We start from the raw sequence: 26304 nt of genomic DNA, 5'->3' as shown, positions 1-26304 counted from the left end.
CCGTGGCCCGCCGTGGCCGCGGCGCTCACCACCCGATGCCGCTCCCCCGCCGGACCTCGCGTCCCCGCCGGACACCGTGCCGTTCACGGGTACCTCCTCCCTCTTCGTCGCCTTGATCACCGCCTGCCCTTCCCGCGGATTCAGAAACGGAGCCACTCGATCCGCTCCGGGGTGCATGTGACCCACATCACAGACACAAGGGAAAAGTAGGACATAATGGAGGTCGACCGGGACAGCGTTGTCAGATTCCCCTCGCCCACCCCCGCGACGTCGAAGGAGCCGCTCACCGTATGGCGTACGGAGCCCACCGCAGCCCTCTTCTGCCGCCCCGCCCCGATCTCGGCCTCGCCCGCGGCTGCGAGTCGTGCCTCGGCTGGGGAACCGTCGTGACCCGCGACGGGGAGCACGAACTGTGCCACGCGTGCCAGCCCGGCCCCGGCGACGGCGAGGGCTCCGCCACCCCCCGCCCCTAGCGCCCCCCTGCCCCACCGCGAGGCCCCCTGCCAGGACCGATCATGGCACGGTTAAGCTTCAGGTAATGGTTTCATCAAGGAACCTTCAAACCCGGCAGGGGGGCAGCCATGAGCACCGCACGCACCAGCAGGACACCGTTGCCGGGCATCGGCGTCCGGTACGACCTGACGACCCGCGAGAGCGGCCACCTCTCGGTGGTGGCCCACCGGGACGGCACACGCACTCTCAGCGCCTACCGGCGCGACGATCCCGATGACTGCGGACTGTCGGTCCGCCTCACCGGACAGGAGGCGGAGGCCCTGGTGGACGCCCTGAAGCCGACCCACCACAGCCCCACCCTGCTGTCCACCACGGAGCTGGGCCTGGTGGCCGAGCGGATCGAGCTGTCCGGCACCTCGCACTGGAACGGGCGGCTGCTCGGCGACACCCGGATGCGCACCGAGACCGGCGTGTCGATCGTGGCCGTGCTGCGCCGCGCCGAGGCGATCCCCTCCCCCGGCCCCGGCTTCCGGCTGGCCGGCGGGGACACGCTGATCGTCATCGGCACCCGCGAGGGCGTCGACGCCGCCGCCGCGATACTCGGTCGGGAGTGATCCGCGTGCACTCCTCCGCGGTCTTCCTGATCGAGTTCGGCGCGATCATCCTGGGCCTGGGACTGCTGGGCCGGCTCGCCGCCCGCCTGCGGTTCTCGCCCATCCCGCTCTATCTGCTGGCCGGCCTGGCCTTCGGCGAGGGCGGGCTGCTGCCGCTCGGCGCGAGCGAGGAGTTCGTGGCCATCGGCGCCGAGATCGGCGTGGTCCTGCTGCTGCTCCTGCTGGGCCTGGAGTACACGGCCGGCGACCTCGTCTCCAACCTGAAGACCCAGTACCCGGCCGGTCTGGTGGACGCGGCCCTCAACGCGCTGCCCGGCGCGGCGATGGCCCTGCTGCTCGGCTGGGGCCCGATCGCCGCCTTCGTCCTGGCCGGTATCACCTGGATCTCCTCCTCCGGCGTCATCGCCAAGGTCCTCGGCGACCTGGGCCGGATCGGCAACCGGGAGACGCCGGTCATCCTCAGCATCCTGGTGCTGGAGGACCTGTCCATGGCGGTCTACCTGCCCGTCGTGACGGCCCTGCTGGCCGGGACCGGGTTCGCGGCGGGCAGCCTGACGCTGGCCATCGCGCTCGGGGTGGCCGGCCTGGTGCTGGTGGTGGCGGTGCGCTACGGCCGGCACATCTCCCGGTTCGTCTCCACCGACGACCCGGAGAAGCTGCTGCTGGTGGTGCTCGGACTGACCCTGCTGGTGGCCGGGGTCGCCCAACAGTTGCAGGTCTCGGCGGCGGTCGGCGCGTTCCTGGTGGGCATCGCCCTGTCCGGGGAGGTCGCCGAGGGCGCGCACAACCTCCTGGCGCCGCTGCGGGACCTGTTCGCGGCGGTGTTCTTCGTCTTCTTCGGCCTGCACACCGACCCGGCGAGCATCCCGCCCGTGCTGCTGCCCGCGCTCGCCCTGGCCGTCGTCACCACCCTCACGAAGATCGCCACCGGATACTGGGCGGCGCGCCGGGCCGGGATATCGGCCAAGGGCCGGTGGCGGGCCGGCGGCACCCTGGTGGCCCGCGGCGAGTTCTCCATCGTCATCGCCGGGCTCGCCGTCACCTCCGGCATCGACTCCGACCTCGGCCCGCTGGCCACCGCCTACGTGCTGATCCTGGTCGTCCTCGGACCGCTGACCGCCCGCTACACCGAGCCGCTCGCCCGCCGGCTGACCGGCCGCCGCCGGCCCGCCGCACCGGCCGGGCCCGGACCGGAGGCGGTCCCCGCGGAGGAACAGGCGCCGGCCACCCGCTCGTGACGCGGGGGCGGGGGCCCGGGGGCCGACCGCACGGACGTACGGTGGAGGCATGCCCCCTCCCCTCCCGGGACCGCTGGACCACCTGGCGCCGCTACTCGACCACTACGGCTACCTGGCGGTGGGAGCCGTCGTCCTCGTGGAGGACTTCGGTGTCCCCGCGCCCGGCGAGACGATCCTGCTCGCGGCCGGGGTGTACGCGGGCGCGGGGCGGCTGAACATCGTCGCCGTGGCCGTCATCGCGTTCGCCGCGGCCGTGGCCGGGGACAACATCGGCTATCTGATCGGACGGTCCGGCGGGCGGGCCTTCGTGCACCGCTGGGGCCGGTACGTCCTGCTGACGCCGAAGCGGTTCGAGGCCGCCGAGGCGTTCTTCACCCGGCACGGCGGCAAAATCGTGACGGTGGCCCGGTTCGTGGAGGGCCTGCGCCAGGCCAACGGGATCATCGCGGGCACGACCGGTATGCGCTGGCGCCGCTTCCTCGCCTTCAACGCCCTGGGCGCGGCCCTGTGGGTCGGCCTCTGGACCACCCTGGCCTATCTGACGGGCAGCCACATCACCGCGGTCTACGACGAGATCCGGCGCTACGAACCGTACGTCCTGACCGCCGCCGCCCTGGTGGTCGCGGGGTTCGCCGTACGGCACCTGGTGCGGCGGCGCCGCGAGCGCTGAGGCCCCCGGCCCCCGGCTCAGCCGCCCGACGACCCGTGGGCGTGCAGGTACTCCAGCGCGTCCTGCACCACGGTGCGCCGGTACCACGAGCGCCACGCGGCCAGATCCCGGGCCAGGGCGTCGAGGGCGGCCGTCTGGCCCTCGGTGAGCCAGACGCCCGGGTCCGCCCGGTGCACGCACACCACTCCGCCGCACCCCCCGGCCGCCGTGACCATCGGGGTGGCGTACAGGGCGCGGCTGCCCGCCGCGAGGACCGCCCGGCCGACGGGGTGGCCGGCCAGGGCCGGATCGGCCGCCACGTCGGGCACCGTCACCGGCCGTCCAGCCGCCTGCGCCCGCGCGCAGACCGCGGGCGGTCCGGCGACCAGGGCGAGACAGTCGCGGTAGGCCGCGTCCAGGCCGTGGTGGGCCTCCAGGACGAGCGCCTCGTCCTGGCCGGCGTCGGTCAGGTGGATCTCGGCCGCGTCGGCGTCCGCGAGCGTCACCGCGGCGTACACGGCGGCCGTCAGCATCTGCCGCCGGTCGCGCGGGTTCACCGCCTCGACGTCCTGCGGGCCGACGGGGGGCGGCGGGGTGTGCAGGCGTCCCGGGAACCACTCCCGTGCGGTGCGCGGCGGCGGAGCGGTCACCACCGCCGAGGCCAGGACCCGCAGCGGCACGTTGTGGTGCTGCGAGCCCGCGCGCAGCAGCGCGAAGGCGGCGGCGGGGTCCGGCAGGCCGTACCGGGCCATCAGGATGCCCTGGGCGATGCCGATGATCCCGCTGGTACGGGCCTTGGCCCGCAGTCCGAGGACCTCCCCGGACGTCTCCCCGACCGTGTCCCGCGCCTCCCCTGCCACCGGTGGCTCCGGGCTCTCGGGGGTCCGCGGACGCTCCGGTGCGGCCGGTGCCGGTGCGGGGCCGCCCGCACACACCGTGGCCAGCGCGCCCTCCAGGGTGGGGTAGAGCCGGATGCCCGGCAGGTGCGTCGTGGTCAGCACACCGCGGACCTGCGGCGTGGCGCCCGTGACCAGGACGGGGCCGGCGGTGCGGTGCCGGGTGTGGGCGTCCAGCGTGTCGACCGCCGTACTGCTCAGCCGGCGCACCCCGGACATGTCCAGGACCAGCCGCTGGCCGCGTTCGTCGGCCCGCCGCAGCCGCGGCCCCAGCTCGCGCCCGAGTTCGCCGGCGCCGCGCACGTCGATGCTGCCCGACAGCCGGAGCACCACCGCCTGCTCGGCCACGGGCTGCACGGTCACCCTGGCACCTCGTTCCACGCTCCCACCTTGTTCCCCGGCACCGGCGGAACGCAAGCAGCGGCATCGGCGGGTTGGCGGGCGGAGGCAAGGTCGGCATATTCGCATCCGCACCGGCTGCGGCGGCTTTCCGGGAATTCCGTGATCAGTTCCGGCTCGTTCTTCGACGCGGTCCGATACGGAATTCTGGTTTGGGCGGCGCCGGAATGGCTATCCGAAGGTCGACCACTGAACGCGTCTACGTTGGGATGTGACACGCGATGGCCGGCAACCAGAAGGCGAAGGCCAAGAAGGAGCAGGTCAAGGGCAAGGCCAAGGAGGCCGCCGGCCGCACCGTCGGCAACGAGCGCATGGAGGCGGAGGGCCGGATGGAGGGTGCGCGCGGCGACGCCCGGGAGGCCAAGGAGAAGGCCAAGGACACCTTCAAGCACTGAGGCCGGTGCCGATTCGGCTGCGTGCACGGGCCCGGGAAATCCGCTTGCGTGGATTTCCCGGGCCCGTTCCGTGTGCGCCGCGTCCCGGTGTCCGCCCGGCCGGCACCGGCGTCCGGCCCCCTCCCCCGGCAGGAGGTCGTGCGCATCCGGAGGATTCCGCCCGGACGTCCCCTTGACCGGCGGTCCAGCGGGTAGCCGGGCAGGGACGGCATGACCCCCCTGTGCACAGGAAGGGACCCTGACCCCGGAGGAAAAGGGCAACGAGGTATGGACATCCCGCTCAGGACCCACGCGACGACGCAGGACCACCATCCGGGACCCCTGCGCTACAGCCGCACCTGGGACACCGGCGTATCCGGCATCGCCGAGGCGAGAGACGCCGTCGCCGCCCTGCTCGCCCGGGTGCGGCCGGCCCCCGGGCGGCGCCCGGTGCAGGATGCCCAGCTCGTCGTGAGCGAACTCGTCACCAACACGGCCAAGCACGCGCCCGGCCCGTGCGCGCTGCGCCTGGAGCTGCCGCCCGGCGCGGACGCGCTGCGCATCACCGTCACCGACACCTCGGCGGACCCGCCGCGGCGGCGGCCCGCCGACCCCCGGCGGGTCGGCGGTCACGGCCTGCACCTCGTGGCGGTGCTCGCCGGCGAACTGGAGGTGACCCGGCTGTCCCACGGCAAACGGGTCACCGCGACCGTGCCGCTCGCCTCGTGAGGCGGGCGGGCGGCCGGCCCGGCGGACGGCGGCGAAGCCGCCGGCCGGGCCGTCGGGCCGGGGCGCTCAGCCGACCCTGATGCCCACGATGCAGGTGTCGTCGTCGGTGTCCGACCTGCTGTAGGTGAGCAGCCGGTCCAGTTGCTTGTCCAGGGTGCCGGACGCCGCCCGTGCCGTGTCCAGCAGATGGGTGAGCGACTCCTCCACCGACCGGTCGCGGCGCTCGATCAGACCGTCGGTGTACATCAGCAGGGTGTCGCCCGCGGCCAGTTGCACCTCCGTCTCCTCGTATCGCGCCTCCGGCACGGCGCCCAGCAGCAGCCCCTTCACCGGGGGCAGCGCGTCGGCGTCCGACTCCCGCACCAGCACCGGCGGCAGGTGGCCCGCCCGCGCCCAGCGCAGGATGCGCCGCTCGCCGTCGTACAGGCCGCACACGGCGGTCGCGGTGACGGCGCCGGTCAGGTGGTGGGCGACGATGTTCAGCCAGGACAGCAGCTGGGCCGGGCCGGCTCCGGTCACCGCGAGTCCGCGCAGCGCGTTGCGCAGGACGACCATGCTGGTCGCGGCCTCGATGCCGTGTCCGGCGACGTCCCCGACGCACAGCAGCACCAGCCCGGAGGGGAGTACGACGGCGTCGTACCAGTCGCCGCCGACCAGGTTCTCGGTCTCGGCCGGCCGGTAGCGCACCGCCACCTGGAGGCCGGGCACCCGCAGCGGGGCCTGCGCCGGGGGCATGATGGCGTGCTGGAGCTGGAGGGCCAGCCGGTTGCGCTCCAGTGCCTGCTGCTCGGTGTGCGCCAGTTGGTCGCGGGTGGCGGCGAGCGCGACCTCGGTCCAGTGCTGGGCGGAGATGTCCTGGTAGGCGCCGCGCACGCCGAACAGCTGGTCGTCGGTGTCGAGGACGGGCTCGGCGACCACTCGGATGTGCCGGGTCACCCCGTCCGGGCGCAGCAGCCGGAACGCGGCGGAGGCGGGCCTGCGGTGGTGCACCAGGGTGCGCAGGAAGCGGCCGAGGACGACGGCGTCGTCGGGGTGGGCGTGCGCCGGCAGGTCCTGGAGGGCGACCGGGGGGCTGGTGGCGGGGCGGCCGTAGAGGCCGAACAGCTGGCCGTTCCAGGTGATCTCGCCGGTGAGCAGGTTCTCCTCGAAGCCGCCGATCCGGCCGAGCCGCTGGGCGTGCTGGAGCAGACTGGCCAGCCGGGCCGCCTCGTCCTCGATGCGCCAGATCAGCAGCACGCTCGTGCCGTGCCGGCTGATGCTGATGTCGGCGACGGCGGACAGCGGCACCTGGTCGACCAGGGCGGTCAGCCGCATCCGGCTGGCCCGGAACGGCTCGCCGGTGGCGTACACCCGTTCCACGCGCTGGAACAGCTCGCTGCCGCCCGCTGCCATCGGGTACGCCTCCAGCAGCAGGGCGCCGCCCACGACGGCCCGCGGCCGGCCCGCGGGGTCGAGGAAGCGGCTGTTGACGTGCTGGATGCGGAAGTCGACCAGCCGTCCGGCGTCGTCCAGGTGCGGCACGAGCACCAGGGCCGGGTCGTGCAGTCCGTCGGCCAGGTCCATCAGTTCGACCACGTCGGGCAGGAGCGCGGGTTCCGGGTCGGCGCCGGAGGGCGGCGCGGAGGTCTCCAGGGTGTGCGCGCACAGCTCGGCGAGGGCCTCCACCTGCCGGACGACCGGGCGCGGCAGCGGGCCCTCCGGTTTGGGCCAGGCGATCTCCAGCACGCCGTGGATGCGGCCGCCCGTCCCGGACGGTACGGCGATCCGGGCGCCGTCGGCGTACTCGCGCCGGCCGATGGTGGGCAGCCCGGACTCGGCGAGCGAGGGCAGCCACTGCCCGTCGGGTTCGGTCAGGCCGCGCCGGGCCACCGTCACCACGTCGGGCGGGACGTAGCGCCAGCGGGCCGCCTCGCCCGGCGGGAAACCGGCGCTGCCCGCGAGGGTCAGCGAGCCGTCCGGGCCGGCCGACCAGATGGCCACGGCGACCGCGCCCAGCGGGCGCAGCGCGTGGTCGAGCAGCGAGTCGGCCATCGCCTGGGCGTCGTGCGCGGCGAGGACGCCGCTCTCGGCGGCGCGCAGCCGCACGGCGGCGGACTCCGCGACCGGCCCGGCCGGGTCCGCGGCCACGGACAGGAACGCCTCGGTGACCTCCGCAACCCGGTCCCGGGCCGCCTGGTTGATGACGTCCACCGCGAACTCCAGCGGTGTCAGCTGGGCCTGCTCGGTCAGCTCGGCGAGCTGGCGGGCGGCCTGGGCGGGGCCGCAGCCGAGGCGTTCGACCAGGATGCCCTTGGCCAGCTCGACCAGTGCCCGGCCCTCCGCCTCGGCCTGCGCGGCCCGCACCTCCCGGCGCAGCCGCTCCACGGTGGCCGCGAGCCGGCCCACCGAGGAGGTGGGGGACGCCTGCGGCACCACCGCGTCCGCGGCGGGCGGTGGGGCGGACGCGCCGGCCGGCGCGTCCGCTTCATGGGTGTTCACCGGGTCCGCGCTCCTGGGGCCGAGGACGGTCGGACGGGCCGTGCCGAGCTCACGCGGGGAGCCAGCGTCGGACACAGGAGATGAGGTCATGGGTGTCCACCGGTTTCGTGACGTAGTCGCTGGCCCCGGACGCGATGCTCTTCTCCCGGTCGCCCTGCATGGCCTTGGCGGTCACGGCGATGACCGGCAGGCCGGCGTACCGGGGCATCTTGCGGATCTCTGCCGTGGCCGTGTAGCCGTCCATCTCGGGCATCATCACGTCCATCAGGACGAGTTCGACGTCCGGGTTGTTCATCAGCGTCTCGATGCCCTTGCGGCCGTTCTCGGCGTGCAGGACGCGGAAGCCGTGCAGTTCGAGGATGCCGCTGAGCGCGAACAGGTTCCGGGCGTCGTCGTCGACGACGAGGACGGTACGGCCGCGGGTCTCCTCGTCGATCGGATGGGGCGCGGTGCGCGGGAGTTCGTCCCCGCGGACCAGGGTGAGCACCTCGCCGGGCTCCTCGGCCGACAGGTGCAGCGCGATCCGCTCGCGCAGCTCGTCCAGGCTGTACAGGTACTCCAGTGAACCGCCCGCGGTGTCCTCGGTGAGCGGCTCGGTGCGCTGCGAGGCGTGCACCAGGACCGGGACGCTGGTCAGCGCCGAGTCGCCGCGCAGGGCCTGGAGGAAGCGCGCCGACTCCCCGTCGGGCATGCCGAGTTCCACGACCACGCAGTGGCAGGGTTCGGCGGCCAGGGCGCCGGCCGCCTCCTGGGCGCCGACCGCGGTGATGATGTCGACGGGGGTGCCGCCGCCGTCGGCGCGCGCGTGGTCCAGGTCCCGGACCACGCTCTCGGCGACCAGGGTCAGCAGCCCGCGCGGGCGTTCCTCCACGACGAGCAGGCGGCGCGGGCGCTCCCGCCGGGCGGTGGCCGGGGGCAGTTCCTGTGGCAGGCCGTGCCCGGGCAGGCCCTGCGTCCGGTCCTGTTCGGCCTTCGGGGCGGGGCGGCCCCCGCGCACGTGGTCCTCGAAGTCCGGCCGGGCGACGGGCAGGTAGAGGGTGAAGGTGCTGCCCTTGCCGGGAGTGCTGTCCACGGTGACGGCGCCGCCGAGCAGGTGGGCGATCTCCCGGGTGATGGACAGGCCGAGCCCGGTACCGCCGTACTTGCGGCTCGTGGTGCCGTCCGCCTGCTGGAACGCGCCGAAGATGGTCTCCAGTTGCTGCTCGGGGATGCCGATGCCGGTGTCCTTCACCCGGAACGCGACGATCGCTCCGCCGCGCACGACACCCGCGGGCACGTCGTCGTCGGCGGCGGGCTCCACCCGCAGCTCGACGCCGCCCTGCTCGGTGAACTTCACCGCGTTGGAGAGCAGGTTGCGCAGGATCTGGCGGAGCCGGGAGTCGTCGGTGAGCAGGTCGGCGGGGGCGCCGGGCGCCGTGGCGACGGTGAACTCCAGGCTCTTCTGCGAGGTCATGGGCCGGAAGGTGGCCTCGACGTACTCGATCAGCTGCCGCAGCGGCACCCGTTCCGGCGTCACGTCCATCTTGCCGGCCTCGACCTTGGACAGGTCCAGGATGTCGTTGATCAGCTGGAGCAGGTCGGAGCCGGCCGAGTGGATGATGCCCGCGTACTCGACCTGCTTCGGGGTGAGGTTGCGGGAGGGGTTCTGCGCGAGCAACTGGGCGAGGATGAGCAGGCTGTTGAGCGGCGTGCGCAGCTCGTGGCTCATGTTGGCGAGGAACTCGGACTTGTACTTGGAGGCGAGCGAGAGCTGCTGGGCCCGCGCCTCCAGTTCCTGCCGGGCCTGTTCGATCTGGAGGTTCTTCGCCTCGATGTCCCGGTTCTGGTCGGCCAGCAGCGACGCCTTCTCCTCCAGTTCCGCGTTGGACTGCTGGAGTTCCTCCTGGCGGGCCTGCAACTCGGCGGAGCGGGACTGGAGTTCGCTGGTCAGCCGCTGCGACTCCTGAAGCAGTTCGTCGGTGCGCGCGTTGGCGACGATGGTGTTGACGTTGACCCCGATGGTGTCCACCAGCTGCTGGAGGAAGTCCCGCTGGACGGGGGTGAACGGGGTGACGGAGGCCAGCTCGATGACGCCGAGGACCTGCTCCTCGAAGACGATGGGGAGCAGCAGCAGCGCGGTCGGTTCGATCCGTCCGAGCCCGGAGGAGATGGTGACGTATCCGGCCGGAAGCTGCTCCACGGCGATGGTGCGGCGGCTGCGCGCGGCCTGTCCGACCAGGGAGCGGCCGAACGGGATGCGGACGGGCCGGGTGTCCTCCTCGGGCCGGCCGTAGGAGCCGACGAGCCGCAGTTCGGGCCCCTTGTCGGCCTCGTCGGCGAGGTAGAAGGCGCCGTACTGGGCGGACACCTGCGGCACCAGCTCGTCCATGATGAGCTCGGCGACGACGGGCAGGTCGCGGTGGCCCTGCATCAGGCCGGAGATCCGGGCCAGGTTGGTCTTGAGCCAGTCCTGTTCCTGGTTGGCCAGCGTGGTCTCGCGCAGGGACTCCACCATGGAGTTGATGTTGTCCTTGAGGTCGGCGACCTCGCCGGAGGCGTCGACGGTGATGGACCGGGTCAGGTCGCCCTCGGCGACGGCGCTGGCGACGTCGGCGATGGCGCGGACCTGCCGGGTGAGGTTCCCGGCGAGTTCGTTGACGTTCTCGGTGAGCCGCTTCCAGGTGCCGGAGACGCCCTCGACCTCGGCCTGGCCGCCGAGCCGTCCCTCGGTGCCGACCTCGCGGGCGACCCGGGTGACCTCGTCGGCGAAGGCGGAGAGCTGGTCGACCATCGTGTTGATGGTCGTCTTCAGTTCAAGGATCTCGCCGCGGGCGTCGACGTCGATCTTCTTCGACAGGTCGCCCTTGGCCACGGCCGTCGTCACCAGCGCGATGTTGCGGACCTGGCCGGTGAGGTTGTTGGCCATGGAGTTGACGTTGTCGGTGAGGTCCTTCCAGGTGCCGGCCACGTTGGGTACGTGCGCCTGGCCGCCGAGCCGGCCCTCGGTGCCCACCTCGCGGGCCACCCGGGTGACCTCGTCGGCGAACGCGGACAGGGTGTCGACCATGGTGTTGATGACGTCGGCGAGGGCGGCGACCTCGCCCTTGGCCTCGACGGTGATCTTCTGCGAGAGGTCGCCCTTGGCGACGGCGGTGGCCACCTGGGCGATGGAGCGGACCTGGCCGGTGAGGTTGGAGGCCATCACGTTGACGTTGTCGGTGAGGTCCTTCCAGGTGCCTGCGACCCCGCGGACCTGCGCCTGCCCGCCGAGCCGGCCCTCGGTGCCCACCTCGCGGGCCACCCGGGTGACCTCGTCGGCGAACGCGGAGAGCTGGTCCACCATCGTGTTGATGGTGTTCTTCAGCTCCAGGATCTCGCCGCGCGCGTCCACCGTGATCTTCTGCGACAGATCACCCTGCGCCACCGCGGTGGCCACCTGGGCGACGTTGCGCACCTGGGCCGTCAGGTTCCCGGCCATGAAGTTCACCGAGTCCGTCAGGTCCCGCCAGGTGCCCTTGACACCCTTGACGTCCGCCTGCCCGCCGAGCCGGCCCTCGGTGCCCACCTCGCGGGCCACCCGGGTGACCTCGTCGGCGAACGCGGACAGCTGATCGACCATCGTGTTGATGGTGCTCTTCAGCTCCAGGATCTCGCCGCGCGCGTCCACCGTGATCTTCTGCGACAGATCACCCTGCGCCACCGCGGTCGTCACCTGGGCGACGTTGCGCACCTGGGCCGTCAGGTTCCCGGCCATGAAGTTCACCGAGTCCGTCAGGTCCCGCCAGACACCGGCGACCCCGGGCACCTGCGCCTGACCCCCCAGCCGGCCCTCGGTACCGACCTCCCGCGCGACCCGGGTGACCTCGTCGGCGAACGCGGACAGCTGGTCCACCATCGTGTTGACGGTTTCCTTCAGCTGGAGGATCTCGCCGCGCGCGGGCACGTCGATCTTCTGCGACAGGTCGCCCTTGGCCACGGCGGTGGCGACCTGCGCGATGTCGCGGACCTGGGTGGTGAGGTTGCCCGCCATCGCGTTGACCGAGTCGGTCAGGTCGGCCCAGGTGCCGGAGACCCCCGGCACCTGCGCCTGTCCGCCGAGGGTGCCCTCCGTGCCCACCTCGCGGGCCACCCGGGTGACCTCGGAGGTGAACACGGACAACTGGTCGACCATGCCGTTGAAGACGGTGGCGATGTCGCCCATGAGTCCGGTGGAGTCGTCCGGCAGCCGGGTGCCGAAATCCCCGTCCCGCACCGCGGTGAGTCCCGCGAGCAGTCTTCTCAGTTCGTGGTCACCCGGGACAGCCTCGGTCGCCCCGGTAGCCTTGCCGGCCATGCGCACCCTCGATCCACTCCCCAAGAGCCCTTCGCCGGGCTCGGAACCGCGTCCGGGAGCGGACTGCCACCCGGCCGTTGGTGTGTGCATTTCCGCAGTTCACGGATTTGCATGATGAGAAAAATACGCCGCAGGTTAACCCACTTTCGCGGGCCCGGACAAAGCGACCGGTCGCTCTCCGCGGACCTTGGAATTCCCGCGTTCCGGCAGGTGTGAGGGCGCGTCAGCCGGGTACCCGCACGAGTTTGGCCAAGGGCGCGGAAGGGCGGCCGGGCGGGAGGTCCCGGCGCCGTCGGCCGCGCCCACGCCGACCGCCCAGTCCGGCGGGATTTCGCCGTCCACCACGAATTCCGGCAGCACCGGTCCGCGCCCGGCCGGCACGTCGGCCCAGACGGAGGCGACGTGCCGGGGCCGGTCGCAGCGGACGGCGGGCAGCCCGGCCAGGCCCGCCCACTCGGCGTACGGCAGGGCGGGGACCTCGGCGGAGGGCGGGATCAGCGGGTCGCCGGCGGCGACCCGGACGCTGCCAGGTGAGCCGGTTCGGATCGCCGTTGCCGAAGACGCAGAAGACCAGCAGGTGCGGCCCGGCCAGCCGGTCCGGACGGCGGCGGACGGTGATCAGTTCCGGCGTGCCGTCCGCCGGGCCGTTCCTGGCGGGCGGAGTGCGGGGAGTCGTGCCAGGCTCGAGGGAGCACCGAGAGTGACGGACCCGGCACCGGGTGGAAGGCGAGCGCGCAGTGGCGGTCTCACGGGAGCGGCGGCCGGCCCGGGGCAAGGGGCGCGGCGAGCGGTGGGGCACGGCGCTGGACCAGCGGTCGCCGGTGGCCTCGGCCGGCAAGGAGTTCCTGCGCAAGGCGTTCCCGGACCACTGGTCGTTCCTGCCGGGCGTGGCGCTGTACAGCCTGCTGGTGCTGACCGGCGTCTTCCTGACCTTCCTCTTCCACCCCGGCATGACCGAACGGCCGTACACCGGCCCGTACCTGCCGCCGCGGGGCACGATCACCACCGCGGCGTACGCGTCGGTGCTGCACATCGGCTTCGACGTACGCGGCGGGCTCTTGATGCGGCAGGTCCACCACTGGGCGGCGCTGGTGTTCGTCGCCGCGATCGGAGCGCACCTGCTGCGGATCCTCCTCACCGGGGCGTTCCGGCGGCCCGGTGAGGACCTTCGGGCCGTACCGGACGGACCACGTCTCCCTGGACGCCCAGCCCGACTGGTACGTGGGCTATCCGGAGGGCGCCCTGCGGCTGATGCCGGGCTGGGAGACCGACGTCGCCGGCCACACGATCGCCTGGGACGTGCCGCTGCCGGGCGCCGTGCTGCCCGCCGCGCTCTTCGCCGTCCTGTACGGCTGTCCGTTCCTGGAGCGGTGGCTCACCGGGCCGCGGCCCGAACGGCACCTGTGCGACCGGCCGCGCGACCGGCCCACCCGCACCGCGCTGGGGGCGGCGGCGGTCTCGGCGTACGGCGTGCTGCTGCTGGCGGGCGGCCAGGACGTGCTCGCCCACCGGTTCAGCCTGGACGTGAACCTGCTGACGCGGACACTGCGCACGGCGCTGTTCGTGGTGCCGTTCCTGACGTACCACGCCACCAGACGGGGGTGCCTCGGCCTCCAGGCGGCCGATCGCCGCCGGCTGCTGGACGGGGAGACCACCGGGGTGGTATAGCGCACGGCGAACGGGGGGGTACGAGGAGGCGCACACGCTGCTCTCCCGCGAGCGGGCGTACCGCGTCCTCGTCCGCGACACGCCCCGGCCGCGCGCCGAGGGCACGGAGGCATGGCGCTGGTTCCGCCGGCACCGGCCGCGCAACGCCCTCAGCCGCCGGTACTTGGGCGATCGCGTGGAGATGCCGGCCACGGACCGGGAGAAACGGCGGGTGGAGGCCGTGCGGGCCGCGCCCGGCGAGGTACCCGAGGGGACGGACGAGTCATGAGCGAGGAGGTACGGCATGAGCGAGGGTGCTGAGCGCCACGGGAACCTGCTGTACGGGCCGCAGCCGGACGTCGCCGGCGCGGCCGGCTATCCGGACGCGCCGCCGCGGATGGGTTTCTTCACCGACACCTCCGTGTGCATCGGCTGCAAGGCGTGCGAGGTGGCCTGCAAGGAGTGGAACGCGATCCCCGAGGACGGCCTCGTGCTGACCGGCATGTCCTACGACAACACCCAGGGCCTCGGCGCCGACACCTGGCGGCACGTGGCCTTCATCGAGCAGCGCAAGCCGTTCGGCGGGCAGGAGCCCGGGGTCGCGCACGACGACGTCGACGTGTTCGCCGCCGCCTCGCGGCTCGGCACGGACGCCGCGTCCCCCGGCCCGGGTGCCACCGCTCCCCCGCCGGGCGGGGCTCCCCCGGGCGCCCCCGCCGGGGAGATCTCCCCCGTCTCGCCCGACGGCCGCACCGAGCTGCGCTGGCTCATGGCCTCCGACGTGTGCAAGCACTGCACGCACGCGGCGTGCCTGGACGTGTGCCCCACCGGTTCGCTGTTCCGCACGGAGTTCGGCACGGTCGTGGTCCAGGAGGACATCTGCAACGGCTGCGGCTACTGCGTGCCGGCCTGCCCGTACGGCGTGATCGACCAGCGCCGGGACGACGGCCGGGTGTGGAAGTGCACGCTCTGCTACGACCGGCTGGGCGTGGGCATGGAGCCCGCGTGCGCCAAGTCCTGCCCGACGGACTCCATCCAGTTCGGCCCGCTGGACGAGCTGCGGGAGCGGGCCCGGACGAGGGTCGCCCAGCTGCACGCGGCCGGCGTGGACGACGCGCGCCTGTACGGCGAGAGCCCGGACGACGGGGTCGGCGGCGACGGCGCGTTCTTCCTGCTGCTGGACGAGCCGGAGGTCTACGGCCTGCCGCCGGACCCGGTGGTCACCACCCGGGACCTGCCCGACATGTGGCGGCACGCCGCGCTGGCCGCCGTCTCGCTGGCAGCCCTCGCCCTCGGGAGTTTCGCCAGGAGGACGCGATGAGCGGGTCCGACGTCACCCGGGACGGCGTCCGCCGCGCGCGCTCCGACCGGGACGCGGTGACGGGTGCGCACGCCGGGCGCCGCCGGCGCCGCCGCGGACGGGGCGAGCAGCCGATGGTGCCCGAGGCCACGTTCTCCTCGTACTACGGCAGACCCGTCCTGAACAAGCCGACGTGGAAGCCCCTGGACATCGCCGGGTACCTGTACCTGGGCGGTCTGGCCGGCGCGTCCTCGCTGCTGGCGGCCGGGGCCGGGGCGACCGGGCGGCCGGGGCTGGGCCGGCCGGCGAAGCTGGGGGCGGCCGGGGCCGTCTCGCTGTCGCTGGCGGCGCTCGTGCACGACCTGGGGCGGCCCGGGCGTTTCCTCCACATGCTGCGGGTGTTCAAGCCGACCTCGCCGATGAGCGTGGGCTCGTGGCTGCTGAGCGGTTACGCGCCGCTGGCCCTGACCGCGGCGGCCACCGACGTGACGGGCCGTCTACGGAGGGCGGGCTCGGCCGCCACGGCGGGCGCCGCCGTCCTCGGCCCGGCCGTCGCCACGTACACGGCCGTGCTGCTCTCGGACACGGCGGTGCCGTCCTGGCACGACGGCTACCGGCAGCTGCCGTACGTCTTCGCGGGGTCCGCGGCCACCGCCGCCTCCGGGCTCGCGCTGGTCGCGGCGCCCACCGCGCAGGCCGGGCCCGCCCGCCGGCTGGCGGTGCTCGGGACGGCGCTCGAACTGGGCGCCTTCCAGGTCATGAAGCGGCGCATGGGCCTGGTCGCCGAGCCCTTCGAACAGGGCCGGGCCCATCGGCTGCTGCGCGCCTCGGAGGCGCTGACGGCGGGCGGGGCGGCGCTGGCGGCGCTCTCCGGCCGGTTCCGGGACCGGCGTCCGGCCGTGGCGGCGGGGGCGGCCCTCCTGGCCGGCTCGGCGGCCCTGCGGTTCGGGGTCTTCCACGCCGGTGTGGCCTCCGCGGAGGACCCCAAGTACACGATCCTGCCGCAGCGGGAGCGTCTGACGCGCCGCCGGACCGATTGATCTCCGCGCCGCAGCAGCCGGACGACCGCCGGGACCTCGTCCGCTCCGCCCGCAGACACACCGCAGCGGCGCGGCGGCGGTTTGACCGGCGGAGGCGGGGGTACTCCGGTCGGCCTGCGGCGGCGCGAAGGAGGCGGGGCCGGATGCCCAGCAGGAGCGAGGTGCTGCGGCTGCTCGACGCGGGGCTCGACTACGCGGAGGCCGGGCGGCGGCTGGGCGTGCCCGCGGGACAGGCGTTCCTGATCGCGACCGGTCTGCCGGCCGACGGCGGGGGCGCGCTGACCGCCGAGGAGCGGCGCCGCCCGGGGATGCGCGAGGGCTCCACCCAGCACCTGTCGAACCCGCCGGCCCGGAGCCCCGCGGGCCGGGAGCACGTCCGCGTGTGGCTGCGCGAACGGGCCGGCCGGGACGGGCCGCTGCGCCGGGCCGCCGAAGCGCGGGACGTCCGCCCCGAGGGCGACCGCGCGCCGGAGGACGTCCGCGAGCTGACCGGCCTGCTGACCCGCGACCACGACCGGGTCACCTCCCTGGTCAAACAGCTGAACGCGGTCCCGGGCGGGACGAAGGGCGGTTCCGCGGCCCGGGCGGCCCGCCGGGAGACGCTGGTAGGCCTGATCGCCGAGGCGCTGGCGAGCCATGAACCGGCCGAGCGGCAGCATCTGTGGCCGGCCGTGCGAAACGCTCTGGAAGACGGCGACCGGCTCGCGGACCAGGCCCTTGAGCAGGAGAGCGGGGCCGCCCGCACGCTGGCCCGGCTGGAGCGCACGGCCCCGGACACCGAGGAGTCCGACCACCTGGCCCAGCGGCTCACGGAGGAGCTGCGTCGGCACGTCGCGTTCGAAGATGCCGTCTTCGCCCGGTTGCGGAAGACTCTGTCCGAGGAGGAACGGGAACGGCTCGGCGCGAAGGTGGCCCGGGCCTGGACGACCGCGCCGGACCGTGCGCCGGACGCGAGGGGCGCACGCCCCGCGGACCGCCGGGGAACCGAACGGGAGGAGTGAACACCATGGGCGTACGCACCTGGATCGCCTCCTGGCCGGTCTACCGGCAGCTCACCGGCACGGACCCGCTGGGCAGGGGCGCCGCCGCCAGGAGCGGGCCGAGCGAGCGGCTCGGACCCCGGGTGGCCACCGCCGACCGGGTGGTGAAGTCGGTCTGCCCGTACTGCGCGGTCGGCTGCGGCCAGAACGTGTACGTCCAGGACGAGAAGGTCGTCCAGATCGAGGGCGACCCGGACTCCCCCGTCTCCCGCGGCCGGCTCTGCCCCAAGGGCGCGGCCAGCCTCCAGCTGACGACCGGTGACGCCCGCGAGCACCACGTCCTCTACCGGCGCCCGCACGGCACCGAGTGGGAGCGCCTCGACCTCGGCACGGCGATGGACATGATCGCCGACCGGGTGATCGCGGCCCGGCGCGCGGGCTGGCAGTGGGAGGTCGACGAGACCCGCACCCGGCGCACGCTGGGCATCGCGAGCCTCGGCGGAGCCACCCTCGACAACGAGGAGAACTACCTCCTCAAGAAGCTGTTCACCGCGCTCGGGGCGATCCAGATCGAGAACCAGGCGCGCGTTTGACACTCCTCCACCGTTCCCAGTCTGGGAACCTCGTTCGGCCGCGGCGGCGCGACCACCTTCCAGCAGGACCTCCAGAACGCGGACTGCATCGTCATCGAGGGCTCGAACATGGCCGAGTGCCATCCGGTCGGGTTCCAGTGGGTGATGGAGGCCAAGGCGCGGGGCGCGAAGGTGGTCCACGTCGACCCGCGGTTCACCCGGACCAGCGCGCTCGCCGACGTGCACGTGCCCCTGCGCGCGGGCACGGACATCGCCTTCCTCGGCGGGATCATCAACTACGTGCTGGCGGAGGAGAAGTACTTCCGCGACTACATCGTGGCGTACAGCAACGCGCCGATGATCGTGCGGGAGGACTTCCGGGACACCGAGGACCTGGCGGGCGTCTTCTCCGGACTCGACACCGACAGCCGCTCCTACGACAACGTCAGCTGGCAGTACGAGGGGACGGAGGTGCAGGCCGCCTCGGGCGAGCGCGACCAGGATTACGAGGAGCGCACCAGGGGCGGCAGCACGGTCTCCGAGGCCGCGCGCGGTGAGGCGCACGGCTCCGGCGGTGCCGCGATCGGCGCGGGCGAGCCGGAGCGGGACGAGTCCCTCACCCATCCGCGCTGCGTCTTCCAGGTGCTCAAGCGGCACTACGCCCGCTACACCCCGGAGATGGTCGAGCAGGTCTGCGGCGTGCCGCGGGACCTGTTCCGCCAGGTCTGCGAGCTGGTGACGGAGAACTCGGGCCGCGAGCGGACGACGGCCTTCGCCTACGCGGTCGGCTGGACGCAGCACACGGTCGGTGTGCAGTACATCCGCGCGGCCGCCGTGCTCCAGACCCTGCTCGGCAACATCGGCCGGCCCGGCGGCGGCATCCTCGCCCTGCGCGGACACGCCTCCATCCAGGGGTCGACCGACATCCCGACCCTGTTCAACCTGCTGCCCGGCTATCTGCCCATGCCGCACGCGCACCAGCGGGAGGACCTGGACTCCTACATCCGGGGCGAGGGGGCGCGGAAGGGCTACTGGGGCAACATGCGGGCGTACATGGTGAGCCTGCTGAAGGCGTACTGGGGCGAGGCGGCCACCCCGGAGAACGACTTCTGCTTCGACTACCTGCCGCGGCTGACGGGCTCGCACTCGACGTACGAGACGACCATGGCCCAGCTGGAGGGCGTCTGCAAGGGGTACTTCCTGATCGGTGAGAACCCTGCCGTCGGCAACGCCAACGCCAAGCTGATGCGGCTCGGCATGTCCCACCTGGACTGGCTGGTGGTACGGGACTTCTCCCTGATCGAGTCGGCGACCTGGTGGAAGGACGGCCCCGAGATCGAGACCGGGGAGCTGCGCACCGAGGACATCGGCACCGAGGTGTTCTTCCTGCCCGCCGCCGCGCACACCGAGAAGGACGGCAGCTTCACCAACACCCAGCGGCTGCTCCAGTGGCACCACCAGGCGGTGGAGCCGCCCGGCGAGACGCGCAGCGACCTGTGGTTCGCCTTCCACCTGGGGCGGATCATCCGGCGGAAGCTGGCGGGCTCCACCGACGAGGCGGACCGCCCGGTGCTCGACCTCACCTGGGACTACCCGACCAGGGGCCCGCTGGCGGAACCCGAGGCGGAGGCCGTCCTGGCGGAGATCAACGGCTACGACGCCGAGGGCCGCCCGCTCGCGTCCTACGAGCAGCTCAACGCCGACGGCTCCACGGCCTGCGGCTGCTGGATCTACTGCGGTGTCTACGCCGACGGCGTCAACCAGGCCGCCCGCCGCAAGCCGGGCCGGGAGCAGAACTGGGTGGCGAACGAGTGGGCGTGGGCGTGGCCGGCCAACCGCCGCATCCTGTACAACCGGGCGTCGGCGGACCCCGACGGCAAGCCGTGGAGCGAGCGCAAGGCGCTGGTCTGGTGGGACGAGGAGCAGGCCAAGTGGGTCGGCCATGACATCCCCGACTTCCCCGAGGACAAGTCGCCGTCCCACCGGCCGCCGCCGGGCGCGACGGCCGACAAGGCCCTGTCCGGCACGGACGCGTTCATCATGCAGGCCGACGGCAAGGCCTGGCTGTACGTGCCGTCCGGGCTCACCGACGGGCCGCTGCCGGCGCACTACGAGCCGCAGGACTCGCCCTTCCCGAACCTGCTGTACGACCAGCAGCGCAACCCGGTGCGGCAGTTGCTGCGCCCGCACCCGGACAACCGCTACCAGCCGAGCGGCGACGAACCCGGCGCGCGGGTCTTCCCGTACGTGGCGACGACCTACCGGCTCACCGAGCACCACACGGCGGGCGGGATGTCCCGCTGGCAGCCGTACCTGGCGGAGCTCCAGCCGGAGTTCTTCTGCGAGGTGTCGCCGGAGCTGGCCGCCGAGCGGAGCCTGGCGCACACCGGGTGGGCGACGATCGTCAGCGCCCGGGGCGTGATCGAGGCGCGGGTGCTGGTCACCGACCGGATGGCGCCGCTGACCGTGCACGGGCGCCGGCTCCACCAGGTGGGCCTGCCGTACCACTGGGGTCCGAACGGCTACAGCACCGGGGACGCCGCCAACGAGCTGCTGCACCTGTCCCTGGACCCGAACACGCACATCCAGGAGACGAAGGCGTTCGCCGTCGACATCCGTCCGGGCCGGCGCCCGCGCGGTCCGGCCGCCCTGGCGATGGTGCGGGCGTACCGGATCCGGGCGGGCATCGACGAACGGACCGGGACGGAGCCGTGACCGGTCGCGGCACGGAGCACGGCCGGGCGCGAGCGCGCCGCTACCGGAGCACGACCGAGCTGGTGCCGCGCGGCACCAGCTCGCCGACCACCGGCGCGCCGGGCACCTCCCCGGCGACGAGCAGCCCGCCGGAGGTCTGCGCGTCGGCGAGCAGCAGCCGGGTGTCCTCGTCCGTGCCGCCGAAGTCGGTGTGCGGCGCGACCCACTCCAGATTGCGCCGGGTGCCGCCGCTGACGTACCCGTCGCGCACTGCTTCCCGGGCGCCCTCCAGACAGGGGACGGCGGCGGTGTCGACGACGGCGGTCACCCCGGAGGCGCGCGCCAGTTTGTGCAGGTGGCCGAGGAAGCCGAACCCGGTGACGTCGGTGGCGCACTCGGCCCCGGCGTCCAGCGCCGCCTGCGCCGCCTCCCGGTTGAGGGCCGCCATGGTCGCGACGGCCTGCTCGAACCGCTCGCCGGTGGCCTTGTGCCGGTTGTTCAGCACACCGGTTCCCAGCGGTTTGGTCAGGGAGAGCGGCAGTCCGGGCCGGCCGGCGTCGTTGCGCAGCAGCCGTCCGGGATCGGCGATGCCGGTGACGGCCATGCCGTACTTGGGCTCCGGGTCGTCCACGCTGTGCCCGCCGCCGACGTGGCAGCCCGCCTGCGTGGCGATGTCGAGTCCGCCGCGCAGCACCTCGCGGGCGAGGTCGAACGGGAGCCGGTCGCGCGGCCAGGCGAGCAGGTTGACGGCGAGCACCGGCCGGCCGCCCATCGCGTACACGTCGGACAGGGCGTTGGCGGCGGCGATCCGGCCCCAGTCGTAGGGGTCGTCCACGACCGGGGTGAAGAAGTCGGCGGTGCACACCACGGCGGTGCCCCGGTACCCGACCACGGCCGCGTCGTCCCCGGTGGCGAGGCCGACGATCAGCGGGGTGTCACCGCCGGCGAGCGGCTGCGCGGTCAGCCCCGCGACCACCTCCTCCAGCTCACCGGGCGGGATCTTGCAGGCGCAGCCGCCACCGTGGGCGAACTGCGTGAGCCGTACGGACGCCGGCCGGGTCGGTGTCGTTGTCATGTCGGTGGTCTCCCGGGGCAGTAGCCTGGCGAGCGGTGGAGGCGTGTGGGTGCCTGGTGGCCCTCCCGGTCTTCAAAACCGAGGGGCCCGAGGATCTCGGGCCGGCGGGTTCGATTCCCGTCCGCCTCCGATCTCCCCTTCCCCTTCTCCGTTCCCCCCTTGGGTGCGGCAGCGGCGGTGCTGGGCGTCGACGCGCTCCGTGTACCCCTGGGCGTCGAGGTGTTCCAGCAGGGGCACGGCCACCCGGCGGGTGGTGTCGAGCGCCCGCCGGGCCTCGCTGAGCGTGAACGGCTGGGGCAGGGCGCGCAGGACTGCGGCGGCGTCGGCGTCCGCGCCGGGCAGCAGGACGATCCCGTCGGCGATGCGCAGCAGGGCGCCCGCGGCCACGGCGGCGGCCAGCGCCTTGCGGGTGAGGCCGAGTCCGGTGAGCCGGTCGGCCTCCGGTGCGCGGAACGGCGTACGGGCGAGGTCGCGGCGCACGGTGTCCACGGCGCTCCGGAGGGGCGGGGGCAGGGCGGGCCGCTGGGCGGTCGCGTCGTACAGCCGGCCCTCGCGGCCGTGCAGCCGGGGCGCGGTGCGGGCGAGCGCGGTCACCAGGGTGCGGTCGGGCAGGCCCAGCAGACGGCGGGCCGCCTCGTCGGGCAGGCCGGGCTCCAGCGGGTGGGCGCGGGCGTGCCGGGTGACCTCCGCGGCCAGCCGGTCGCGCAGGGCCGTCCAGTGCGCCGGGTCGGCGAGCCAGTCCCCGGCGACGGGCTCGGCCGGGGGCGGGGCGCCCATCGCGAGCAGGTCGGTACGGCGGATCAGCTTCCGGCGGCGCAGTTCGGCGGCGCCGTCGGGGCGGCCGGTCATCCCGGCCAGTTCGGCGGCGCGGGCCCGGCCGGCGCCGCGCCGGGCGAGCCGGGGCGGCGCCACGTCGAGCACGGTGATCCCGCGGGGCGTCCGGCCGCCGCCGGGTTCGCGCAGTACCGCGCGGTCGCCGATGCGCAGGGGCAGCGCCCGGTGCAGGGTGAGCCGCGCGGTGTCCTCGCCCAGCGGGCGGACGGTCACCGGGACGGCAGCCGTGCCGAGGTGCAGGGTGAGCGAGCGGGGCAGGCCGGTGACCGGTTCGCCGGCGACCCGGACGTCGGCCACGTCGGTGAGCAGCCAGCGGTCCGGGGTCAGCAGGACCGTCCCGCGCCGCAGTCCGTCCGCCGCGCCGTGCGCGTTGACGGCCACCCGGGCCACCGCGCCGACCTCCGTCCGGTCCTCGTGCAGGCACTGGAGGCCGCGCACCCGCAGCGCCGCCCCGTCCCCGGTGACCAGCCGGTCGCCGACGCGCAGGGTGCCCGTGCCGAGGGTGCCGGTGACCACGGTGCCGTGGCCGCGCACGGTGAACGCCCGGTCGAGCCAGAGACGTACGTCGGCGTCGGTGTCGGGGGCGGGCAGCCGGCGCGCGAGCCGGGTCAGTGCGGCGCGCAGCTCGTCCAGTCCGGCGCCGGTGACCGCGCTCACCGCGACGGAGGGCACCGTGCCGAGCGAGGTGGCCGCCAGGCGCCGCACGGCGTCGGCGCGCACCGGTCCGGGGTCGGCGAGGTCGCTGCGGGTCACCGCGAGGACGGCGTGCCGTACGCCGAGCGCGTCGAGGATCGCGAGGTGTTCCTCCGACTGGGGCTGCCAGCCCTGGTCGGCGGCGACCACGAAGAGCACGGCGGGGACGGGGCCGACACCGGCCAGCATGGTGGCGACGAACCGTTCGTGCCCGGGTACGTCCACGAAGGCGAGGGGTTCGGCGTCCGGCGCGGTCGCGGTCCATACGAAGCCGAGGTCGAGGGTGAGGCCCCGGCGGCGTTCCTCCTCGTACCGGTCGGGCTCCATGCCGGTGAGCGCCCGGACCAGCGCGGACTTGCCGTGGTCGACATGGCCGGCGGTGGCGAGGACCCGCACGCCGTCACCTCCCCGTGGCCGGGCGGGCGGCGCGTACGGCCTCGGCCAGCCGCTCGTCGTCCTCGGGCGGCACCGACCTCAGGTCCAGCAGGCAGCGTCCCGCCTCCAGGCGGCCGACGACCGGGACGCGGCCGGTGCGCAGGGCGGCGGCGTACGGCTCGGGCAGGGACAGGGCCGTGCTGGGCAGGGTCACCCCGGGTGCTCCCCCGCCGCCGACCGTGGCGCCGCTCGCGACGGGGGGGGGGGGGGGGGGGGGGGGGGCGGGCGGGGGGGGGGGGGGAGCCGGTCCGGGTCGGCGGTGAGGGCCAGGGTGGTGGGGGTGGGCGGGCCGGTGAGGGTGGCCTCCAGCGCGGCGAGGGTCAGCTTGTCGACGCGCAGGGCGCGGGCGAGCGGGTGCCGGGCCAGGGCGCGGACCAGGTCCTCCCGGCCGAGCAGGAGGCCGCACTGGGGGCCGCCGAGCAGTTTGTCGCCGCTGGCGGTGACAAGCGCGGCACCGGCCCGCAGCTGGCTGTCGGCGTCGGGTTCCCCGGGCAGGGCGGGGTGCGGGGCGAGCAGCCCGGAGCCGATGTCGACGACGACGGGGACGCCGAGACCGGACAGTTCGCCCGCCCCGGCGGACCGGGTGAAGCCGGTGATGCGGAAGTTGGACGGGTGGACCTTCAGGACGAACCCGGTGTCCGGCCCGATCACGGCCGCGTAGTCGGCGGCGGACGTGCGGTTGGTGGTGCCGACCTCGCGGAGCCGGGCGCCGGTCGAGACGAGCAGGTCGGGCAGCCGGAAGCCGTCGCCGATCTCCACCATCTCGCCCCGGCTGACCACGATCTCCCTGCCGGCCGCGAGGGCGGTGGCGGCCAGGACGAGCGCGGCGGCGCCGTTGTTCACGACGTGCGCGGCGCCGGCCGCCGGGACGCGTTCGTGCAGCGCGGCGAGGGCGGAGCGGCCCCGGCGGGCCCGTACCCCGGCGGTCAGGTCGAGTTCGACGTCGGTGGGGCCGGCCGCCTCCTGGACCGCCTGCCGGGCGGCGGCGGACAGCGGGGCCCGGCCGAGGTTGGTGTGCAGCAGCACCCCGGTGGCGTTGATCACCGGGCGCAGACCGCTCGCGGTGCCGGGCAGCAGGCGCAGCGCGGTCTGCGGGACCTGTTCCGGCGGGATGCCGCCCGCGCGGGCCCGCTCCTGTGCCTGCCGTACGGCGGCCTTCACCCGGTGCGGGCCGAGCCGGTCCACGGCGGCGGCCAGCCGGGGGTCGCGCAGCAGCGCGTCGGTGCGCGGGATGCGGCGGCGGGCGTCCCCGTCCGGCCGCCGGGGCGGCTCCGCGTGGTCCGCCGCGCTCCCGGTGCCGTCCCCGCCTGTCCGGCCTGGTGCCGGCCGCTGCTCCATCGCGCCCCGTCCCTCCGGTCCGGCCTTGTTCCCGTGCGGGTCCGGCCCATCGTCTCCCAGTGCCCCCGGCGCGCCGTCCGACACGCCGGAACCCGTGTTGCCGGGGGCCACCGCCCGGGTACCCGCCGTCACATGGAGGATCAGCACCAGGAGCACGAGCGCGAGCAGTCCGGTGGGCGGGCGGCGCGGCGGGAGTGCGCCGCCGGGGGGCCGTTCGACCACCCGCCGTTCGACCACCCGTCCCCGTACCCGGAGCGCGGCCACGGGGGCCGGGCCCGGCACCGCCCCGGCGGGGCGCAGGCCGCCGCGGACACCCCGCCGGGCGTCGTCCCCGGCGGCTACGGCACGACCGGCGGCGGTCGGCCCGGCGCCGGTGACCCCGGTGCCGTCCACCCGCCGTACCCGGGGCACCGCCCCCGCTCGGCAGACGCGCCGGACGGCGACGACGAGGGCCCGGGAAGCCGGCCGGCCCCCTGACGCCGCCGCGCGGGACCGCCGCGACCGTCCACCGGCTCGGGCCGGTCACGGGGCGCCGGTCGGCCGGGGGCGGTCGTCCGCGCCGTCGGTGGTCGCGTGCGGCCGGGGTGGCGGGGACGGCGGGGGTTCGCCGGCGGTGAGGTGTTCCAGGACCTCGGCCAGTTCCCGGCAGGCCCGCTCCACCGAACGCCGGGTGTCGCGCTGCTCGATGATCACGGCGGACAGCAGCAGCGCGGTCAGGGCCATGGCGCCGTTGAACGCCTGGAGTTTCAGCATCACCTCGATCCGGCTCAGCCCGGCGAACCCGCCGGCGCCGGCCGTGGCGGCGACGGTGGCCACCACGGAGGTCACCAGCGCGCACAGCACGCTCCCCACGAGCTGGAAGCGCAGCGCCGCCCAGATGATGAGCGGGTAGACGAGGAAGTTCAGGCTGAGGGTGCTGTAGGCGGCCAGCGGTACCAGCAGGCAGACGGCGACGGCCAGCGCGGTCGCCTCCTTCCAGCGACCCAGTGGCAGCGGCCGGCTCGCCCGGTGCAGCGACAGCAGCAGCGGCGTGACGATCAGCACGCCCATCGCGTCCCCCACCCACCAGGCGAGCCAGACGGGCCAGAAACCGTGGGCGGGCAGGCCGTCCGTGAGGACGAGGAGCCCGACGCCGGCGGTGGCGCTGATCAGCATCGCGCCCAGCGCGGCCAGGAACACCAGGGCGAGGCCGTCGCGCAGCCGGCCGAGGTCGGTGCGGAACCCGGCCCGGCGCAGCAGGAGTGCCGCGCACAGGGGTGCCGCGGTGTTGCCGCAGAGGATGCCGAGCGTCTCGATGCCGGGCGCGGTGAGGGAGAGGACGGAGAAGAAGGCGCCGAGTGTGATGCCGGGCCAGCACCACGGGCCGAGGACGAGCAGCGCGGCGACGGCGACGCCGGTGGGCGGCCAGATGGGGGTGACGACGGCTCCCTCGACCGTCAGCTCGCGCAGCAGGCCGAGCCGGGCCGCCGCGTAGTAGCAGGCGGCGACGGCCAGTACCCGCACGGCACGGGCGCCGGACCGGCGCAGCTCCTCGACAGCCACCACAGCAGCCAT

Annotated in this window: 16 protein-coding genes, 1 tRNA gene and 3 pseudogenes; 13 read left to right on the top strand and 7 right to left on the bottom strand. The window is 74.5% G+C overall.

The features are described 5' to 3' along the window. Positions 1-290: 290 nt before the first annotated feature. From IF37_RS42570 to IF37_RS0127125, 4 genes are all read left to right on the top strand, one after another. On the top strand, positions 291-473 hold the full coding sequence (locus tag IF37_RS42570; RefSeq protein ID WP_079165899.1) for a hypothetical protein: 183 nt from the start codon (positions 291-293) through the stop codon (positions 471-473). 108 nt (positions 474-581) lie between these two features. Continuing rightward, the gene (locus tag IF37_RS0127135) at positions 582-1067 is read left to right on the top strand and encodes a cation:proton antiporter regulatory subunit (protein ID WP_030747876.1); all 486 of its coding nucleotides are present in this window, start codon (positions 582-584) and stop codon (positions 1065-1067) included. A gap of 5 nt (positions 1068-1072) precedes the next feature. Then, complete coding sequence (locus IF37_RS0127130; RefSeq protein ID WP_030747874.1) at positions 1073-2305, top strand: cation:proton antiporter; 1233 nt, start codon at positions 1073-1075, stop codon at positions 2303-2305. Between the two features lie 49 nt (positions 2306-2354). Continuing rightward, positions 2355-2975: a DedA family protein gene (locus tag IF37_RS0127125; RefSeq protein ID WP_030747872.1), complete on the top strand. Its 621-nt coding sequence runs from the start codon at positions 2355-2357 to the stop codon at positions 2973-2975. Positions 2976-2992: 17 nt separating this feature from the next. Here the strand turns inward: IF37_RS0127125 and IF37_RS0127120 are convergent, their stop codons facing one another. Beyond that, the gene (locus tag IF37_RS0127120; protein ID WP_030747870.1) at positions 2993-4213 is read right to left on the bottom strand and encodes an ANTAR domain-containing protein; all 1221 of its coding nucleotides are present in this window, start codon (positions 4211-4213) and stop codon (positions 2993-2995) included. 257 nt (positions 4214-4470) lie between these two features. On the opposite strand from IF37_RS0127120, the gene IF37_RS42565 reads away from it, so the two are divergent. Together IF37_RS42565 and IF37_RS0127110 are read left to right on the top strand one after the other, a co-directional pair. Beyond that, a complete protein-coding gene (locus IF37_RS42565; protein ID WP_079165898.1) occupies positions 4471-4644 on the top strand; it encodes a CsbD family protein in 174 nt (57 codons plus the stop codon). A gap of 267 nt (positions 4645-4911) precedes the next feature. Next, entirely contained in the window at positions 4912-5352 is a 441-nt protein-coding gene (locus IF37_RS0127110) for an ATP-binding protein (protein WP_030747867.1), read from the top strand. Positions 5353-5418: 66 nt separating this feature from the next. Here the strand turns inward: IF37_RS0127110 and IF37_RS0127105 are convergent, their stop codons facing one another. After that, entirely contained in the window at positions 5419-7767 is a 2349-nt protein-coding gene (locus IF37_RS0127105; RefSeq protein WP_253915862.1) for a SpoIIE family protein phosphatase, read from the bottom strand. Positions 7768-7879: 112 nt separating this feature from the next. Then, positions 7880-12142, bottom strand: a complete 4263-nt coding sequence (locus IF37_RS0127100) for a HAMP domain-containing protein (protein WP_030747864.1) — start codon at positions 12140-12142, stop codon at positions 7880-7882. 950 nt (positions 12143-13092) lie between these two features. On the opposite strand from IF37_RS0127100, the pseudogene IF37_RS39745 reads away from it, so the two are divergent. The 5 genes and pseudogenes from IF37_RS39745 (at position 13093) to fdh (ending at position 20396) form a co-directional block, all read left to right on the top strand. Then, positions 13093-14078: pseudogene (locus IF37_RS39745) on the top strand (ubiquinol-cytochrome c reductase cytochrome subunit B). 15 nt (positions 14079-14093) lie between these two features. Next, positions 14094-15110 carry a 4Fe-4S dicluster domain-containing protein gene (locus IF37_RS0127090; protein ID WP_030747863.1) on the top strand — a complete coding sequence of 339 codons (1017 nt, stop codon included), beginning with the start codon at positions 14094-14096 and terminating at the stop codon, positions 15108-15110. Further along, positions 15107-16129 (top strand): NrfD/PsrC family molybdoenzyme membrane anchor subunit, encoded by a 1023-nt coding sequence (gene nrfD, locus IF37_RS0127085; RefSeq protein ID WP_030747862.1) that lies wholly within the window; start codon positions 15107-15109, stop codon positions 16127-16129. Before IF37_RS0127090 ends, nrfD begins: the two co-directional genes overlap by 4 nt. Before the next feature lie 143 nt (positions 16130-16272). Then, positions 16273-17130, top strand: coding sequence for a hemerythrin domain-containing protein (locus IF37_RS41255; RefSeq protein ID WP_063886416.1), 858 nt, complete (start codon positions 16273-16275; stop codon positions 17128-17130). Positions 17131-17135: 5 nt separating this feature from the next. Next, complete coding sequence (fdh, locus tag IF37_RS0127065) at positions 17136-20396, top strand: formate dehydrogenase (protein WP_173456995.1); 3261 nt, start codon at positions 17136-17138, stop codon at positions 20394-20396. A gap of 40 nt (positions 20397-20436) precedes the next feature. Here fdh and selD read toward each other — a convergent pair whose 3' ends face one another. Next, on the bottom strand, positions 20437-21450 hold the full coding sequence (gene selD / locus IF37_RS0127060) for a selenide, water dikinase SelD (protein WP_030747859.1): 1014 nt from the start codon (positions 21448-21450) through the stop codon (positions 20437-20439). Between the two features lie 37 nt (positions 21451-21487). On the opposite strand from selD, the gene IF37_RS0127055 reads away from it, so the two are divergent. Then, a tRNA-Sec gene (locus IF37_RS0127055) sits at positions 21488-21581 on the top strand. Between the two features lie 55 nt (positions 21582-21636). Here the strand turns inward: IF37_RS0127055 and IF37_RS41250 are convergent. Together IF37_RS41250 and selA are read right to left on the bottom strand one after the other, a co-directional pair. Further along, positions 21637-23373 (bottom strand): annotated as a pseudogene (locus IF37_RS41250) (SelB C-terminal domain-containing protein); the annotation flags it as partial. A gap of 4 nt (positions 23374-23377) precedes the next feature. Next, positions 23378-24750: pseudogene (selA, locus tag IF37_RS39740) on the bottom strand (L-seryl-tRNA(Sec) selenium transferase). Between the two features lie 132 nt (positions 24751-24882). Between selA and IF37_RS44610 the strand changes: the two are divergent. Beyond that, positions 24883-25227 carry a hypothetical protein gene (locus tag IF37_RS44610; RefSeq protein ID WP_158727396.1) on the top strand — a complete coding sequence of 115 codons (345 nt, stop codon included), beginning with the start codon at positions 24883-24885 and terminating at the stop codon, positions 25225-25227. Positions 25228-25272: 45 nt separating this feature from the next. Here IF37_RS44610 and IF37_RS0127045 read toward each other — a convergent pair whose 3' ends face one another. Beyond that, on the bottom strand, positions 25273-26304 hold the full coding sequence (locus IF37_RS0127045; RefSeq protein ID WP_173456992.1) for an MASE1 domain-containing protein: 1032 nt from the start codon (positions 26302-26304) through the stop codon (positions 25273-25275).

This window comes from Streptomyces sp. NRRL S-31 (assembly GCF_000718775.1).
Classification (GTDB): domain Bacteria; phylum Actinomycetota; class Actinomycetes; order Streptomycetales; family Streptomycetaceae; genus Streptomyces.
This window is presented reverse-complemented; position numbering and strand designations above follow the sequence as displayed.

Coding starts and splice junctions, on each gene's coding strand:
- IF37_RS42570 (WP_079165899.1), top strand. CDS start 291: ATGGCGTACGGAGCCCACCGCAGCCCTCTTCTGCCGCCCCGCCCCGAT.
- IF37_RS0127135 (WP_030747876.1), top strand. CDS start 582: ATGAGCACCGCACGCACCAGCAGGACACCGTTGCCGGGCATCGGCGTC.
- IF37_RS0127125 (WP_030747872.1), top strand. CDS start 2,355: ATGCCCCCTCCCCTCCCGGGACCGCTGGACCACCTGGCGCCGCTACTC.
- IF37_RS42565 (WP_079165898.1), top strand. CDS start 4,471: ATGGCCGGCAACCAGAAGGCGAAGGCCAAGAAGGAGCAGGTCAAGGGC.
- IF37_RS0127110 (WP_030747867.1), top strand. CDS start 4,912: ATGGACATCCCGCTCAGGACCCACGCGACGACGCAGGACCACCATCCG.
- IF37_RS0127100 (WP_030747864.1), bottom strand. CDS start 12,142: ATGGCCGGCAAGGCTACCGGGGCGACCGAGGCTGTCCCGGGTGACCAC.
- IF37_RS0127090 (WP_030747863.1), top strand. CDS start 14,094: ATGAGCGAGGGTGCTGAGCGCCACGGGAACCTGCTGTACGGGCCGCAG.
- nrfD (WP_030747862.1), top strand. CDS start 15,107: ATGAGCGGGTCCGACGTCACCCGGGACGGCGTCCGCCGCGCGCGCTCC.
- IF37_RS41255 (WP_063886416.1), top strand. CDS start 16,273: ATGCCCAGCAGGAGCGAGGTGCTGCGGCTGCTCGACGCGGGGCTCGAC.
- selD (WP_030747859.1), bottom strand. CDS start 21,450: ATGACAACGACACCGACCCGGCCGGCGTCCGTACGGCTCACGCAGTTC.
- IF37_RS44610 (WP_158727396.1), top strand. CDS start 24,883: ATGGAGGATCAGCACCAGGAGCACGAGCGCGAGCAGTCCGGTGGGCGG.
- IF37_RS0127045 (WP_173456992.1), bottom strand. CDS start 26,304: ATGGCTGCTGTGGTGGCTGTCGAGGAGCTGCGCCGGTCCGGCGCCCGT.